The sequence below is a fragment of the Leptothrix ochracea genome (assembly GCF_041083635.1).
GTDB classification, from domain to species: domain Bacteria; phylum Pseudomonadota; class Gammaproteobacteria; order Burkholderiales; family Burkholderiaceae_C; genus Sphaerotilus; species Sphaerotilus ochraceus.
Map to the genome: position 1 here is coordinate 47,441 of NZ_JBFPHB010000005.1, position 14,652 is coordinate 62,092.

The window sequence follows — 14,652 nt, forward strand, 5'->3', positions numbered from 1 at the left end:
ATGGTGTGGTTTAAAGCGCCTTGACCAGCTCAGGCACAGCAGCGAACAAATCCGCCTCCAGCCCGTAGTCGGCCACCGAGAAGATCGGCGCTTCTGGATCCTTGTTGATCGCCACGATCACCTTCGAATCTTTCATGCCGGCCAAGTGCTGAATCGCGCCTGAAATACCGGCGGCGATGTAGAGCTGCGGCGCAACAATCTTGCCGGTCTGGCCGACTTGCCAGTCGTTGGGCGCGTAGCCCGCGTCCACAGCAGCGCGGCTGGCACCCAGCGCAGCGCCGAGCTTGTCCGCCAAGGGCATCAGCACCTCGTTGAACTTGTCGCTCGAACCCAGTGCCCGCCCCCCGGAGACGATGATCTTGGCAGCGGTCAGCTCAGGGCGATCGTTCTTGGTCACTTCACGACCCAAGAAGCGGCTGGTGCCCGCATCCATCACCGCAGCAACGCTTGCCACCGAGGCCGCACCCCCGCTGGCAGCAGCAGCATCAAAACCGGTGGTCCGCACGGTGATGACCTTGATGGCATCCAAGCTCTGCACCGTGGCCACGGCGTTGCCGGCGTAGATCGGGCGCTCAAAGGTATCGGCGCTGATCACGCGGGTGATTTCGCTGATCTGAGCCACATCAAGCTTGGCGGCCAAACGCGGTGCCACGTTCTTACCGCTGGCGGTGGCGGCGAACAGCACATGGCTGTAAGCACGGGTAGCACCGGTGCCCACGATTTGAAGAATCTGCGCGGTGAGGTTTTCGGCTAAGCCGTCTTTCAGGGCGACGCCATCGGCGTGCAGCACCTGGTTCACCCCGGCCACTTGGGCCGCAGCTTGCGCCACAGCACCCGCGTCCAAACCGGCGACCAGCACATCGACGTCGCCCCCCAAAGCAAGGGCTGCCGTCACGGCGTGGAGGGTTGCGGCCTTCAGATGGCCTTGATCATGTTCTGCAATGACAAGAGCGCTCATGTTCAGATCACCTTGGCTTCGTTCTTGAGCTTTTCAACCAGCGTGGCCACATCGGCCACCTTGATGCCTGCACCGCGCTTGGGCGGCTCGCTGACCTTGAGGGTCTTCAGACGCGAGGTCACGTCCACGCCCAAGTCAGCGGGCTTGATGTTTTCCAGCGGCTTTTTCTTGGCCTTCATGATGTTGGGCAGCGTCACGTAACGCGGCTCATTGAGGCGCAAGTCGGCCGTGATGACCGCCGGCAAGTTGATCGAGACGGTTTCCAGACCACCGTCCACTTCACGCGTGACCTTGACTTGGCCCTCAGCGACTTCCACCTTGGACGCAAACGTGGCTTGCGGCCAATCAGCCAGCGCAGCCAGCATCTGCCCGGTCTGGTTGCAGTCATCGTCGATGGCTTGCTTGCCCAGCATCACCAAACCCGGTTGTTCCTTGTCCACCAGCGCCTTGAGCAGCTTGGCCACGGCCAGCGGTTGCAGCTCTTCGCTCGTCTCGACCAGAATGGCCCGATCCGCACCCAGCGCCAAAGCGGTCCGTAGGGTTTCTTGACACTGCGCAACACCGCAGGACACGGCGATGATCTCGGTGACCACGCCTTTTTCCTTCAGGCGGACGGCTTCTTCAACGGCGATTTCGTCAAAGGGGTTCATGCTCATCTTGACGTTGGCGATATCCATGCCAGTGCCGTCGGATTTGACGCGAACCTTGACGTTGTAATCCACAACCCGCTTGACGGGTACCAATGCCTTCATGCGACGTGCTCCTCAAGTTCACAAGTTGACGTTAACGTTAACTGGATTCTACGTGCCCGCCAAGGCATCGGCTAGACTGCCGCACCCATCACACTTTGCGCATGACTCGTCCGACTTGCCCCCATCCAGCTCGCTTCGGGGTGTTCGACTCCGGCTTGGGCGGGTTATCTGTCCTGAAAGCCCTGCGCCAACGTCTCCCGGCAAGCGAGTTGATCTATGTGGCCGACTCGGGTCACGCTCCCTACGGCGAACGCAGCGATGCTTTTATCCAGCAGCGCTCTGAGGTGGTGGCCCGTTTTTTGGTCGAGCAACAGATCGATGTGCTCGTCATCGCCTGCAACACCGCCACCGCCGTGGCAGCCCAAAGCTTGCGCGCGCAATGGCCCGATCTTCCGGTGGTCGGGGTGGAACCAGGCTTGAAGCCGGCCGTGGCCCAAAGCGCACAGGGCCGGGTCGGCGTGCTCGCCACCGAAGGAACGTTGCGCAGTGAAAAATTCCAACGGCTGGCGGCCAGCTTTACCGATCAAGCCACCTTGGTCTTGCAAGCCTGCCCCGGTTTGGCCGGCGCGATTGAAGCGGGGGATGTCGATGCCTTGGCGGTGCGTGAGCGGGTCGAAGCCTGTTGCGCGCCGCTGCGCCAGCAGCAAGTCGATACGGTGGTGCTGGGTTGCACGCACTACCCCTTCGTCGCCCATCACATCCAAGCAGCCCTTGGCTCGCACGTGACGCTGATCGACACCGCCGAGGCCGTGGCACGGCAGGCCGAGCGACTGCACCTCGCCATGCCCGCCAAAGGCCACAGTTCAAGCCGCAGTTCAAACGCTCGAACCGCTTGGGGGGCTTTGGCGGTGCAGCTTTACACCAGTGGGTCTGTGACGGGATTGCGTGACATTGCCAATCGCTGGCTCGACTTTGACTGCGAGGTCAGCATGCTGCCCATGCCAAGGTAGGCCAGAAAGCAAAAAGCGCCGCTTGAAAGCGACGCTTTTTAACTTTGTTTGGAGCGGGAAACGAGGCTCGAACTCGCGACCTCAACCTTGGCAAGGTTGCGCTCTACCAACTGAGCTATTCCCGCAAAGAGAACGTAATTGTAGATGATAATCTGAGCGTCTTGCAAGGGGTCTTGGTGCAATTTTTTTTCAAGCTGATCAAAAACACCTTCGGGCTGCTCTTGGCCATGGTGGTGATCTTCGAAGAATGGGGCTGGGAGCCCTTGATGCGCTTCATGGGCTGGCTGGCCCACATACCCTTGGTGGGCTGGATTGAACGCCGCATCGCCGCTTTGCCGCCCTACGGTGCCTTGGTGGCTTTTTTTGCGCCCGGCACCCTGCTTTTGCCGGTCAAGCTGTTGGCGCTATGGGCCATCGGCCAAGGGCACACCGTGCTGGGTGTCGGCGTGATCGTCGCGGCCAAGCTCGTCGGCACAGCAGTGCTGGCCCGCATCTTCATCCTCACCCAGCCCGCCTTGATGCGCATTCAATGGTTCGCCAACCTTTACCGGCGCTGGGTGCCGTGGAAGGACGCCCTGCTGCTCAAGGTGCGCTCATCGCACCCTTGGCGTTTGGGACGCTTGATGAAACGCCGCTTTCAGCGCCAGATTCGGCGTCAAACCAAGCGAATCGGCCGTTGGCTGCGAGCCTCGGCACGTTCACCCCGGTAAAAAAGGTTGTAGGCCTCGAAAGGGATCATCCGACCGTCCGGCTGAGCCATCTGGATGCAACTCTTCTTCAGCGCACGGATATCGAGCGAGCGCGCATCCATGAACTGCACGATCAGCACCCGAAACACATCGGCGTAGCTCAGATGCGGCGCGTTGACTTGCGGCAAGCAACACAGCAAATCACTCAAGCAACTGGCACTCGACTCCGGAGAATGCCCCGTTGAAAGCACCTTGAAGAGTCGCTCGCGCAAGCCCGGATCACGCTCAAAGACGATGGTGTTGGCCGCACCAGCCACCAACGTCGCCGGATCCAGCCAGCGCGTCAGCGGCTGCAAGCCAGCAGGCGTGCGCAAGGCGTAACCCATCGCCAAGGTATCGGGGTTGCAGGGCACCGGCACCATGTCAGCAGCGCTGAACAGGTTGCTTTGATCGACCACCTTGCGCCGCACCTCGCTCAGGGTCAACCGGTGCTGGGGGGCGCTGTAGCCCTCGCAACGCCCTGCATCCGAGACCGGCTGCAAGGTCACGCCGCGCACGCAGGCGTGTTGCGTGGCGTGGCGGATCACCGCGCCGATCTCCTCGTCGTTGACCCCACGCTGCACCGTCATCACCAAGGTGGTCGAAAGCCCCAGCGCATCGAGCCGCGCCAAGGCTTGCTCGTGGACCCGGCGTAAATCGGCCCCGCGCAAATGCATCAAGGGCTCGCGCTCCAGCGAATCAAATTGCAGATAGATCTCAAACCCCGGGGCGTAACGCGCCAACCGCTCAGCAAACTTGACGCTCAGGGCCGGACTCGGCGTAGCACACGGGGCAGCGCAAATTGCAGTGCTCGGTGATCTCCACCACTGCCAAGCAAGCATGCTGCATGTGATCCGGGCACAAGCCGCAGTCAAAGGGGCAGCCGTGCGCCATCTCGGTGGCAAAGCGCTGCGGCATGTCGGGCGGTTTGAGGTATTGCTCGCGACAGCTGCGGTAGTACACCTCGTCATCGCTGATCAGCACCCGCTCGGTGCCGTGCTCGGGACACCACTTGTCCATGTAGACGCTGCCGTCCTTGAACAAGATCTTGGCCTCGATGCGCCGCAGGCAGGTGGTGCAGACACTTTGGGTGGTGTCGTAAAAAAGATAGGGTCTGGCTTTGCGGCTCATGGCTCATCAACCGTCCAAACTCACGGGGCAAATGCCATCCACGCCTTCTTTGAGCAAGTCCTGCACACGCTCGTGCAAGATCTCCGGCGTCAGGCCTTCAGGGGCCAAAGCAGGCCCAGCCACCATGCCGACTTGGTTGAAACAGCCGCGCCGGAAGGGGCGACGCATGGCATGGCCCTCGACCCGCGAGAAGAATGATCCCCACAGATTGATCAGCGCCACCGGCACCACCGGCACGGGATGGCTGGCGAGGATCTTGATCACCCCACCCTTGAAAGCTTTGAGCTGACCGTCAGGCGTCAAGCCCCCCTCGGGGAAGATCCCCAGCAAGTCCCCCTCATCCAGCACCTTGCGCGCCTCGACAAAAGCGCGCTCATAGGCCGCAGGATCTTCGCTATGCGGTGCAATCGGAATCGCCTTGGCCATGTGGAAGATCCAACCCAGCACCGGCACCTTGAAGATGCGGTGGTCCATGATGAAACGAATCGGCCGGGGGCTGGCGGCCATCAAAAGGATGGCATCGACGAAGCTGACATGGTTCGACACCACGATCGCCGCCCCTTCCGCCGGAATGTGATGCACCGCATGGGCGCGAAAGCGGTACATGAAACGCGTCAGCAAGAAGGCGACGAAGCGCAGCAAATACTCGGGCACCAACAAGAAGATGTAGATCCCCACCAAGGCGTTGGCGATGCCGGTGGCCAAAAAGACCTGCGGCACCGTGGCCCCGGCGCTCAACATCAAACCGGCCGCCAAGGAGCTCACGATCATGAACAGAGCGTTCAAGATGTTGTTGGCCGCGATGATGCGCGCCCGGTGCGTCGGCTGGCTGCGCAGCTGAATCAGGGCATACATGGGCACGCTGTAGAGCCCCACGCACAGGCTCAAAAGCAGCAAGTCGGCCATCACATGCCAGTGCGCGTTCTGGGCCAAAAACTGCGCCACCGTTTGCAGAGCCACCGGCGGCAGCGCGCGCGAGGAGAAATAAAGGTCGATGGCAAACACGCTCATGCCGATCGCCCCGGCCGGCACCAGCCCGATTTCCACCCGCCGGCGCGACAGCATCTCGCACATCAACGAGCCGATGCCCACCCCCACCGAGAACACCACCAGCAGCAGCGAGGCCACATGCTCGTCGCCATGCAGCACCTCTTTGGCAAACACCGGGAAGTTGCTCAAGAACACCGCGCCAAAAAACCACATCCAGCTGATGCCCAGCAGCGAGCGAAACACCACGATGTTTTCGTGCGCCAACTTCAAATTGCGCCAAGTCTCGGAGAAGGGATTCCAGTTGATGCGCAGCCCCGGATCGGTCGCGGGGGAGACCGGCACGTACTGCGCCGTGATGCGCCCCAGCACCGCCACCACCAAACACGCCACCGCCACCACGGTGGGGCCGATGCCGGGCAAGGCGATCAGCAAGCCGCCCGTCACTTGGCCCAGCAAGATCGCCACGAAAGTGCCCATCTCGACCATGCCGTTGCCGCCGGTCAGTTCACGCGCATTCAAGTGCTGGGGCAAATAGGCAAATTTGACCGGGCCAAAGAGCGTCGAATGCAGTCCCATGCCGAACACACAGACCAGCAGCACCGGCACGTTTTGGCTGACATAGCCCACCGCCGCCAACGCCATGATGGCGATTTCAAGCGTTTTGACGGCCCGGATCACGGTGGTTTTGTCGAGCTTGTCGGTGAGCTGACCGCTGGTGGCCGAGAAGAGTACGAAGGGCAAAATGAACACCGCCCCAATCACCAAGCCCGCCATCGCCGGCGGCAACCAAGTCACGTGGACTTGGTAGGTGATCATCACCGTCAAAGCGAATTTGAAGAGGTTGTCGTTGCCCGCACCCAAAAACTGGGTCCAGAAAAACGGCGCAAACCGCCGCTGACGCAGCAGCTGAAACTGGTTGGGATGCTCGTGGTGGGCGCTCATCAAGGTCTCACTGGCTCTTGAGAAAACATGGGCATATCGTCTCACGCCGTGGGGGCCACAAAGTGCCTACGCGTGGCAAAGACCGCTGGATCCAACCCCTGACCACGCCAGCGAACACGGCGCTTCAAGCAGCCCAGCACGCACCAAAAGCGGATTGCCCAGCTCAGCGCGACCCGCGCCTGGCACCGCCTTTTCTTCACCGCCATGCACGATCAACGGCAAGCGCGCTGCGGCCATGCGTGCATAAAAAGGCCTGAGCCGAGGGGCACGCAAATCAATGTTCATGCTGCTCGGCAGCCATTTCAGCGCCAGCGCGCCGGCACCGATGGCAGCGTCCAAACGTTGGAGCGCGTCCTCACGGTAGGGGTGGATGGAGGCCACCCAGCCAAAACGATGCGGCCGGCGGGCGGCGATTTCCGCTGCGTAAACGTTGGGCACGTGGAAAGTTGTCCAGTCGGGCCGGGCCTGAGGTTCTTGATCGTCCCAAGCCTCATCAAAAGCCAGTAAAAGCCAACGCGCCCCAGCGGGAAAATCTTGCGTCAACTGCATCAAACGCTGCACATAGGCCCGGTCCACACTGGGCGCTTCTGGCGGCACACAAGCGCCATCCAAAATCACCCGCCGGCGCAAGCTCTCCAACGGATGCCACCACTGCGTCATCTGCTCATGGATACGGCAACCGCTACCCGCATCACCCGTACCGAGCAGATGGGCATGCACATCCCAAAGCTGGGTTGGATCCAAACCGTCCCACGCTCGTACGACCAAGGGATGCTCCCGCAGCGCTGGCGGCAAGCCGCCCTCCTCGCAGGGATGAATCAGCATGGCCTGGGCCGTGTTGGGGGCCACCAGCGCACTGAACAAACCAGCAGCGACAGCCGCACCGCAGCAAAGAAGATGGCGTCGCGGCCGGTTCATCGTTCCCATCCTTGTGCGATCCGTGGCATTCATGCCGCGCATGATCGGTGCGCTCGACCCGCCACCGTGGCCAAAACCCACCAAGTGGCCCACGACGCGCCTGTCGGTAGCATCCCAAGGGACTTTTCAGCGACCATGGCGACCATGCCCAGCACCCGCACCCTTTTGGATCTGATCAAGCTCGAACTCAAACACGCCCAGCTCAGCTACGCCGATCTGGCGCGTGAGCTGGGCTTGTCCGAGTCAAGCATCAAACGCATGTTTGCCCAAGGCGGCGAGATGCCGTTGTCGCGCGTGGACGAAATCTGCCGCGTGCTCAAAACTGATTTCGCCGAGCTATCGCGCAAGGTCGCCGCGACCCAACCGCTGCGCCGGGAGCTGAGTCTGGCGCAAGAGCGCGCCGTGGTGGCCGACCCCAAGTTGCTGCTAGTGGCAGTTTGCTGCCTGAGCCAGTGGAGCTTCGAGCAGATGACGGCCATGTATCGCCTGAGCGCGACCGAAGCCACGCGCCATCTGGCCGAACTGGATCGCTTGGGCATCATCGAGTTGCGGCCCCTGAACCGCTACAAGCTGCAAGTGGCCAAGACCTTGCGCTGGCGTCCCCAAGGGCCGGTGATGCAGTTCTTTCGCGAGCGCGTGATGGCTGATTACTTTGCCGGGGGCTTCGACGGCGAACACGAACTGCTGATGCTGGTGCATGGCCAGCTCGGTCACGGCATGGCCCGCGAACTGACCGAGCGTCTGCAACGAGTGGCCGACGACTTTGCCCGCCAGCACTTGCTCGATCAAAAACTGCCCGACGCCGAAAAGCGCCCCTACACCTTGGTCATGGGCATGCGCTCTTGGCTGTTCGAGCCCTTCCGTCACCTACAGCGGCCAGAAACAGCCTCTCAGCGCACTTCAATCACCTCACCGCCCAAACCCGAAGCGCGCAAGAACTGAAACACTGAGTCCACCGTGATGGTGTCGATCTTGCCGCTGTAGCGACGCGCATCTGGATGGTCATCGAAAGCCACGTTGGCGCGGGTCACACGAGCACCGAGCCGCGTCGTGGCATCTAGGTTCAGGGTGGTTGGTTCGTACCCCTTCAGGCGCAACCACGCTTGGGCCTTGTCCCGGCTATTCACTGCCGGATCCATGGCATAAGCCATGGTTTCGATGGCCCACTGGTTGCTTTGCTGATAACGCGTCGCCCATGGATAGGCCAACATGTTGTAAGCCGGTGTGTGCAGCATCCCAATGCGCAGGTTGTCTTGCAGCACCGGCAGCAAAGCAGTTTGAACTTCAGGTTTCAAAACCACGATCGCGGCTTGGTAGCGATGGGGGTTGTCGAAAAAGAAATCCGCCAAACCTTGGCGAAACAGCTCGGACCGATCTGTACCGCACTGGTTGAGCTTGTGGACAATGCGCCAGACCTTGGTCGATTCATCGCGATACACGAACCCAAGGTGCGACCAGCGCAAGTGATAGGCCGATAAATCCTGCCCAGCACGGGCAATCACGGCCACCTTGGCGCCTGTGGCATCCAAGGCCTGCACCGTACGTACCGCCAAATCCAAGCCCTTGCGCAACTGAGCAGCACTCATGTTTTGCTCTTCACAAGGCTGACCTGCCTGAGCCGGCAATGCGGCCATGACAGCCCAAGCCATCACGACTGCAAACCCCACGGATTGCAGACGGCGGCCCTTGAAACGCATCGTGTTGTCTGTTTTGATGACTTTCATGGCGATCTCTCCTTCGCGTCGGTTTTTTAGTAGGTCATCTGCTCGTGATAGATGAGCGTGCGGCCCACATCGTTGGGGATGAACCCAATCACCTCGCCCGACACAGACAGCAGCTGACCGGCCGAGGTCGCCGTGACCTCGACCACCTTACCCACGCCGTTCGAAAACGATTTCGCAGCCTCGCCCCCCCAACGCACCACGACCCGACTGCCATCACCCACGCGCTCCAACACCCAAGCCGTACCGGTGGCTGAAGCTTGGATCGACACAATGGTGAAAGTGGCCCCGGCAGACAACAGTGCGATCGGTCCGATCACTGAGATGGCGACCGGGATGGCCAAAGAGATCCCCGAGGCCTCACTGGCCTTGGACGGCGAATCGGCAGCTTGCGCCCGTGTCGGCACACCCATCCAGCTCAGTGGCAGCATCACGGCTAACGCCGTAACGCACACCCGCCGTGTCCAGCAACGTGACAGAACGTCCATGACAGCACTCCTTCAATGATCTTGGTGCGACCATTGGGCACTCAATCGAGCGCCAACGCTATTGACGCATCTCAATCAAGAACGGGGCGGGGCGTGCGCTGTAGGGCCAGCACTGCCTCGGTGTGTTCACCCAAGCTGGGCGCCAAGCTTCGGATGGATCCGGGCGTGGCGCTGAGTTTGGGGATGATGCCGGGCACATCGAGCTGCAAGCCGTCGGCGGTGGTGATGGTCTGGATCATCTGGCGCGCGCGGTAGTGCGGATCGGCCGCGATGTCGCGCACGGTGTAGATCCGCCCCACCGGCACACTCACCGCCTGCAAGGTCGCCACCACCTCTTCGACCGAACGCTGCACCGTCCAAGCGGTGATCGCTGCGTCGATCTCATCCACCCGTGCGGCGCGACCGGCGTTGTTGGTCAATCCCGGGTCCTCAGCCAGTTCAGGACGACCGATAGCATGCATCAACCGCTTGTAGATGGAGTCCCCATTGCCGCCGATGACGACCTGACCATCAGCGCAGCGATAGGCGTTGGAGGGTGCAATGCCCGGCAAGGCCGAACCCGCAGGCTCACGCACCGCGCCAAAGGCGCTGAACTCGGGCAGCAAGCTTTCCATGCAGTTGAAGACCGCTTCATAGAGCGCCACATCCACCACCTGGCCACGCCCCTTGGGCGCATCCAGGCTGACACTTTGGCTGCGGGCTTGCAGCGCCAGCAGCACGCCGATCACACCGTGGAGCGCGGCCAAGGTATCGCCCAAACTGACGCCCGCACGCACCGGTACGCGGCCCGGCTCGCCCATCAGATGGCGCATGCCGCCCATGGCCTCAGCCACCACGGCAAAACCGGGCAGATCACGGTAGGGCCCCGTCTGACCGTAGCCACTGATGCGCAGCATGATCAGGCCCGGGTTGATGCGACTGAGCTGGTCAAAACCCAAGCCCCACTTTTCCATGGTGCCGGGCTTGAAGTTCTCGATCAGCACATCGCATTCGGCCGCAAGGGCGCGCACGTCGGCACGACCTTCCTCGCTGCGCAGATCAAGCACCACGCTTTGCTTGTTGCGGCTTTGCACCTGCCACCAAACGCTGGTGCCGTTGTGCAGCAAGCGCCACTGGCGCAGCGGGTCGCCCCCTTGGCCTTCGCCGGTTGCGGGTGGCTCGACCTTGATCACCTCGGCGCCGAAGTCGGCCAGTGTCTTGCCCGCAAAGGGGCCGGCAATGAGCTGCCCCAATTCCACAACTTTCAAACCTGACAAAGGACCCATCGCAAGAGGCTCGTTCGTATTCATCGTTAAGATCGTACCTTTTAAGCAACACCTCAACCAACCTTACAGAATCGCAAGCCAAGGTTTCTAAAATACGTCTGCTCGTCGTCTTTCTCGACGATGCGGCCCGTGTCGCTTGCAACCCCGTCCCTCATGCTCGCCAATCCCCGATTTTTTATTCCCTCCGCACCCGTGCTTTTTAACCGCACGGATGACGGTGCGGGTGGCGTCCTACAGACGTGGAAACGCCAGCTCAAATTTCAGTGGCGCTACTGGCGCTTTCGCACCCAGATGCAAGGCATCGCGGCGATGCTGGATCGTCACGGCCTGACCTCTTTGGTGAACTCCGACCCGCAACTCTTGATGCGGCCCCTGCGCAGCTATCTCTGGGGCGGCTTGGATGCTGAGGCGCGCACCGAGGCCATGACCAGTCATTTCAACTGGCTGGTCGATAGGCATGGTCGAGACACCGTCCTGTCGCTTTACCTTGAAGGCCGGATCACGGTGGCCCGCTTCACGGCTGAAGAGCAAGAAATTCGCTTTGATCTGGAACCCGGCCGTCGTTTGGGTCGCGAGGGTGAGCTGGAATTGCACTTGCGCTTGCACGATCAAACCGCCTTGCGCTGTGCCTTCAGCATCCTGCCCGGCTCTTTGTGCGCAGAGCCCACGCAAGCACGGCTGATGGTGATCGGCAACATGCAAGGTGGCGACCACGGCGCTGATTTGGTCAAAGAAGTCACCCACCTGAGCCAAAAAACCCGACCCCGTACCCTTTTGCTGACCGCCCTGCAAGGCTTGGCCCAAGGCTGGGGCGTGACAGGCCTGCGAGGTGTCGCGGCAGAAGCTCACGCCTACGCCAGCTATCGCAGTCTGTCCAAGCGCGTCATGGTCGATTACGACGATCTATGGAAAGACCTCGGCAGCACCGAGCGGCAAGGCGCCCATTGGCTGATCGAGCCCCTGCCACACCTGCGCCCCGCTGAAGAGGTGCCTTCACGCAAACGTGCCGAACTGCGCCGCCGCAACGCCCTGCGCCAAGATCTGTTCGATCAATGTGCGCAGTGGGGGCAAGAACAACGGCAAAACGCTGATCAGCGGCGTTCCTGAGCGTAGTGGCGCACCACCTGCTCGCAAACGTGCAGGGTCTCCGTGGCCACATCGTCCCAAGTTCGGCCCATCGCTGCGGCCAGCGAGAACTGATCCCACTCGCGTGAGAGCACGTCTTGAAGCGCCGTCGCAAGCTGGCCGGCATCCTTGGCCGGAATCAGCACGCCGTTGGTCTCGTCGATGATTTCGCGCGTGCCGCCCACATCGGTGGCCACCACCGGGCGACCACACGCCAAGGCTTCAACCACCACGTTCGGGTAGCCTTCGCTCCAACTGGGCAGCGTCAACACATGGGCGGCGTTGATCCACTCCGCCACCCCCGCCGGTGACTGCCCACCCGGCCAGTGGATGCGCCCATCCAAACCGCTGGCGCGCACCATCGACTGCAATTCATCCTTCATGACGCCGTCGCCCACCAACGCCAAGGTGACCTTGGGATCGGCTTGGGCCAGTTGCGTGAAGGCGGTCATCAACTCACGCAGGCCTTTGGCTTCGACAAAGCGGCCCACATAAACGATCATCTTTTCGTCTTGCTTGACCCCAAGCTTGTCGCGCAAAGCGACTTGATCCATGGGCAAAAAGACATCGGTGTTAAAGCCGTTGACGATGGTGTGGATCTTGTCCGAGGCCGCATTGAAGGTCTGGATGGTGTATTCACGCATCGCTTCGCTGACGGTCAGCAAGGCATCAGCACCGTCGATGACGCGCTGCGTCATGCGCTCGTTCACACCCGTACGCACATGAATATCCGAGCCCAACGCCCCGACCACGCACGGCACGCCCAAAGCTTGAGCCGTGCGCATGGCCGCAAAACCATCGGGATAGACCCAATAGGCCAACACCAGATCGGGTTTAAAACGCCGCACCCGGGGGGTGAGGAAATGGCTGGCAATGTGACCGTTGACACCCCGTGTCAGCGCGGGCAAGCCGGGATAGGTGAAGGCTTCGACATCACAGCCTTCGAGGGTGTAATCCTTACCCACCGTGCCGTAAAGGTAGGTTTGGGCCTTGATGCCCGGCAAAGGCGGGTACTTCAGGGTTTGGAAGAATGTCTTGACCGTCGCAATTTTTCCCAATGAACGGGCCGTTTCGTGGATGAACCTGCCGCGTGTCAAATCAAATGGCACGGGCAACATGGGGGTGACGAGGGCGATGCGCAACATGACGCCAGATTGTGGCGATGAACCAGCGCTTTGGCATATCTGCATGCACCTCGTTACCAACAGCGAGGGTTCACACCTGTGGAACGTGGCGAAATACCTGCCCGATGTTGCGTTGCAGCCAAAACACAGCTTGCAAGGGCACAATCGCGGCTCGCTGCCCCAGATCAGCCCTTCCCTTGCCTCAACATCACTGACATGCCCGCTCCCAATCGTCGTCCCGGTGCCCGACGCCGCACCATCAATGAGATCAACATGGTGCCGTTCATCGATGTGATGTTGGTGCTGCTCATCATCTTCATGGTCAGTGCTCCGCTGATGAGCCCCGGCGTGGTGGATCTCCCTAGCGTTGGCCAAGCCCAGCGCCAGCCCGATCACCTGATCGAGGTCATCATCGAGAACGCTGAGCGGGTGCGGGTGCGCTTGGATGGTCAAGGCCAAGGGGAACGGGTGGCCCTGAAGGGCTTGGCCGGACAAGTCGAGGCCCTGCAAGGCGGCAGCCGCCATACCCCGGTGGTGATTGCCGCTGACAAGGGCGTGGCCTACGAAGTGGTCGTCAAGGCCATGGACACCTTACAACGTGCGGGCGTGCAACGGGTCGGTCTGGCCGTGCGCACCACAGGCACCTGAGTCTCATCAAAGTCTGCACACCCATGGCTTCACACGCCTTGCGTTACCCCAGCTCCACCGATGGCATCCGGCTCGGCGCGAGCGTGGCCCTACTGGCACATGTCGGTTTGATCGTCGCTTTGTCCTTGAACGTCAACTGGCGTCGCCAAGAGGTGGCAGTGGTTTCGGCCGAGTTGTGGTCCAGCCTGCCTTCGATGACGCAGCAAACATCTCCGGCTCCGCCGCCGCCCACGCCTGCGCCCCCACCCGCGCCCAAGCCCATCCCGCGCCCCCAACCGCCTGCACCGCCGCCCAAAGCGGCGCCAGCGCACGAGGCGGACATCGCCACCGAGAAAAAACACGAGAAGCAACCGCCCAAGCCCGACCCAAAGAAGGAGGCGGCCGCCAAGGAAGCCGCGCTACTGAAGGAAAAAGCTGAAAAAGCGGCCGCCAAAGCTGAAGCGGAGGCAGCAGCAGCCAAAGCCGAGGCCAAGGCGAAAGCGGACGCCAAGGCGAAAGAGGCCAGAGCCAAAGCAGCCGAAGCCCGCGAAGCTCGGCTCATCGAAGAACAACGAACGAAAAATCTGGACCACATTCGCAACGGCGGCATGGCGGGTGGCTCGGCCACCCATGGCGCCCCCGCCGTGGCCTACAGCCCTTCAGCGGGCTACGCGGGTCGAGTCCGTGCCCGGATTTTTCCGAACATCGTCTACACCGGCCGCGTGATGGGCAATCCGACGGCCGAAGTGGAAATCGGACTTTCACCGGATGGCACGATCCTCAACACCCGCCTGATGCGCTCCAGCGGCCTGAGCGACTGGGATGAAGCTGTGCTGCGGGCCATCGACCGCACGGCCCAACTCCCCCTCGACATCGACGGGCACATCCCCGCCAAAATGGTGCTGAGTTTCGATCCGAATAAACGCTGACCCC

Annotated in this window: 16 protein-coding genes and 1 tRNA gene; 6 read left to right on the forward strand and 11 right to left on the reverse strand. The window is 61.5% G+C overall.

What is annotated here, in order from left to right; genetic code table 11:
• Nucleotides 1-10 precede the first annotated feature (10 nt).
• Together AB3X39_RS01765 and AB3X39_RS01770 are read right to left on the reverse strand one after the other, a co-directional pair.
• A complete protein-coding gene (locus tag AB3X39_RS01765; protein WP_369415639.1) occupies nt 11-958 on the reverse strand; it encodes an electron transfer flavoprotein subunit alpha/FixB family protein in 948 nt (315 codons plus the stop codon).
• 2 nt (nt 959-960) lie between these two features.
• Nucleotides 961-1,710: an electron transfer flavoprotein subunit beta/FixA family protein gene (locus AB3X39_RS01770; protein ID WP_369415640.1), complete on the reverse strand. Its 750-nt coding sequence runs from the start codon at nt 1,708-1,710 to the stop codon at nt 961-963.
• Nucleotides 1,711-1,811: 101 nt separating this feature from the next.
• On the opposite strand from AB3X39_RS01770, the gene murI reads away from it, so the two are divergent.
• On the forward strand, nt 1,812-2,660 hold the full coding sequence (murI, locus tag AB3X39_RS01775; RefSeq protein ID WP_369415641.1) for a glutamate racemase: 849 nt from the start codon (nt 1,812-1,814) through the stop codon (nt 2,658-2,660).
• Nucleotides 2,661-2,709: 49 nt separating this feature from the next.
• Here the strand turns inward: murI and AB3X39_RS01780 are convergent.
• Nucleotides 2,710-2,785, reverse strand: a tRNA-Gly gene (locus AB3X39_RS01780).
• A gap of 51 nt (nt 2,786-2,836) precedes the next feature.
• Here AB3X39_RS01780 and AB3X39_RS01785 point away from each other — a divergent pair.
• Nucleotides 2,837-3,370 carry a hypothetical protein gene (locus AB3X39_RS01785; protein ID WP_369415642.1) on the forward strand — a complete coding sequence of 178 codons (534 nt, stop codon included), beginning with the start codon at nt 2,837-2,839 and terminating at the stop codon, nt 3,368-3,370.
• Here the strand turns inward: AB3X39_RS01785 and AB3X39_RS01790 are convergent.
• From AB3X39_RS01790 to AB3X39_RS01805, 4 genes are all read right to left on the reverse strand, one after another.
• Complete coding sequence (locus AB3X39_RS01790; RefSeq protein ID WP_369415643.1) at nt 3,316-4,131, reverse strand: hypothetical protein; 816 nt, start codon at nt 4,129-4,131, stop codon at nt 3,316-3,318. The genes AB3X39_RS01785 and AB3X39_RS01790 overlap by 55 nt on opposite strands.
• Nucleotides 4,132-4,135: 4 nt before the next feature.
• A complete protein-coding gene (locus AB3X39_RS01795; protein ID WP_369415644.1) occupies nt 4,136-4,519 on the reverse strand; it encodes a hypothetical protein in 384 nt (127 codons plus the stop codon).
• A 6-nt stretch (nt 4,520-4,525) separates the two neighbouring features.
• Complete coding sequence (locus tag AB3X39_RS01800; protein ID WP_369415645.1) at nt 4,526-6,451, reverse strand: MFS transporter; 1,926 nt, start codon at nt 6,449-6,451, stop codon at nt 4,526-4,528.
• A 66-nt stretch (nt 6,452-6,517) separates the two neighbouring features.
• Nucleotides 6,518-7,369, reverse strand: a complete 852-nt coding sequence (locus tag AB3X39_RS01805; RefSeq protein WP_369415646.1) for an amidohydrolase family protein — start codon at nt 7,367-7,369, stop codon at nt 6,518-6,520.
• A 144-nt stretch (nt 7,370-7,513) separates the two neighbouring features.
• Between AB3X39_RS01805 and AB3X39_RS01810 the strand changes: the two genes are divergently transcribed.
• Entirely contained in the window at nt 7,514-8,311 is a 798-nt protein-coding gene (locus tag AB3X39_RS01810) for a helix-turn-helix domain-containing protein (protein WP_369415647.1), read from the forward strand.
• Here AB3X39_RS01810 and AB3X39_RS01815 read toward each other — a convergent pair.
• The 3 genes from AB3X39_RS01815 to AB3X39_RS01825 form a co-directional block, all read right to left on the reverse strand.
• Nucleotides 8,260-9,093, reverse strand: a complete 834-nt coding sequence (locus AB3X39_RS01815) for a DUF2145 domain-containing protein (RefSeq protein ID WP_369415648.1) — start codon at nt 9,091-9,093, stop codon at nt 8,260-8,262. The two genes, AB3X39_RS01810 and AB3X39_RS01815, sit on opposite strands and share 52 nt — an antisense overlap.
• A gap of 26 nt (nt 9,094-9,119) precedes the next feature.
• On the reverse strand, nt 9,120-9,578 hold the full coding sequence (locus tag AB3X39_RS01820) for a hypothetical protein (protein WP_369415649.1): 459 nt from the start codon (nt 9,576-9,578) through the stop codon (nt 9,120-9,122).
• A gap of 71 nt (nt 9,579-9,649) precedes the next feature.
• Nucleotides 9,650-10,843 carry a CaiB/BaiF CoA transferase family protein gene (locus AB3X39_RS01825; RefSeq protein WP_369415650.1) on the reverse strand — a complete coding sequence of 398 codons (1,194 nt, stop codon included), beginning with the start codon at nt 10,841-10,843 and terminating at the stop codon, nt 9,650-9,652.
• A 192-nt stretch (nt 10,844-11,035) separates the two neighbouring features.
• Here AB3X39_RS01825 and AB3X39_RS01830 point away from each other — a divergent pair, with 192 nt between their 5' ends.
• Complete coding sequence (locus tag AB3X39_RS01830; RefSeq protein ID WP_369415651.1) at nt 11,036-11,950, forward strand: DUF535 family protein; 915 nt, start codon at nt 11,036-11,038, stop codon at nt 11,948-11,950.
• Here AB3X39_RS01830 and AB3X39_RS01835 read toward each other — a convergent pair.
• Nucleotides 11,935-13,113 (reverse strand): glycosyltransferase, encoded by a 1,179-nt coding sequence (locus tag AB3X39_RS01835; RefSeq protein WP_369415652.1) that lies wholly within the window; start codon nt 13,111-13,113, stop codon nt 11,935-11,937. The two genes, AB3X39_RS01830 and AB3X39_RS01835, sit on opposite strands and share 16 nt — an antisense overlap.
• A 195-nt stretch (nt 13,114-13,308) precedes the next feature.
• Between AB3X39_RS01835 and AB3X39_RS01840 the strand changes: the two genes are divergently transcribed.
• Both AB3X39_RS01840 and tolA read left to right on the forward strand, forming a co-directional pair.
• Entirely contained in the window at nt 13,309-13,740 is a 432-nt protein-coding gene (locus AB3X39_RS01840) for an ExbD/TolR family protein (RefSeq protein WP_369415653.1), read from the forward strand.
• 23 nt (nt 13,741-13,763) lie between these two features.
• Nucleotides 13,764-14,648 carry a cell envelope integrity protein TolA gene (gene tolA / locus AB3X39_RS01845; RefSeq protein WP_369415654.1) on the forward strand — a complete coding sequence of 295 codons (885 nt, stop codon included), beginning with the start codon at nt 13,764-13,766 and terminating at the stop codon, nt 14,646-14,648.
• Nucleotides 14,649-14,652: the final 4 nt, after the last annotated feature.

Bases quoted from the DNA above. Each gene is read 5' to 3' on its own strand.
- AB3X39_RS01765 (WP_369415639.1), bottom strand. From the start codon at position 958: ATGAGCGCTCTTGTCATTGCAGAACATGATCAAGGCCATCTGAAGGCC.
- AB3X39_RS01770 (WP_369415640.1), bottom strand. From the start codon at position 1,710: ATGAAGGCATTGGTACCCGTCAAGCGGGTTGTGGATTACAACGTCAAG.
- murI (WP_369415641.1), top strand. From the start codon at position 1,812: ATGACTCGTCCGACTTGCCCCCATCCAGCTCGCTTCGGGGTGTTCGAC.
- AB3X39_RS01795 (WP_369415644.1), bottom strand. From the start codon at position 4,519: ATGAGCCGCAAAGCCAGACCCTATCTTTTTTACGACACCACCCAAAGT.
- AB3X39_RS01800 (WP_369415645.1), bottom strand. From the start codon at position 6,451: ATGAGCGCCCACCACGAGCATCCCAACCAGTTTCAGCTGCTGCGTCAG.
- AB3X39_RS01805 (WP_369415646.1), bottom strand. From the start codon at position 7,369: ATGAACCGGCCGCGACGCCATCTTCTTTGCTGCGGTGCGGCTGTCGCT.
- AB3X39_RS01810 (WP_369415647.1), top strand. From the start codon at position 7,514: ATGCCCAGCACCCGCACCCTTTTGGATCTGATCAAGCTCGAACTCAAA.
- AB3X39_RS01815 (WP_369415648.1), bottom strand. From the start codon at position 9,093: ATGAAAGTCATCAAAACAGACAACACGATGCGTTTCAAGGGCCGCCGT.
- AB3X39_RS01820 (WP_369415649.1), bottom strand. From the start codon at position 9,578: ATGGACGTTCTGTCACGTTGCTGGACACGGCGGGTGTGCGTTACGGCG.
- AB3X39_RS01825 (WP_369415650.1), bottom strand. From the start codon at position 10,843: ATGGGTCCTTTGTCAGGTTTGAAAGTTGTGGAATTGGGGCAGCTCATT.
- AB3X39_RS01835 (WP_369415652.1), bottom strand. From the start codon at position 13,113: ATGTTGCGCATCGCCCTCGTCACCCCCATGTTGCCCGTGCCATTTGAT.
- AB3X39_RS01840 (WP_369415653.1), top strand. From the start codon at position 13,309: ATGCCCGCTCCCAATCGTCGTCCCGGTGCCCGACGCCGCACCATCAAT.
- tolA (WP_369415654.1), top strand. From the start codon at position 13,764: ATGGCTTCACACGCCTTGCGTTACCCCAGCTCCACCGATGGCATCCGG.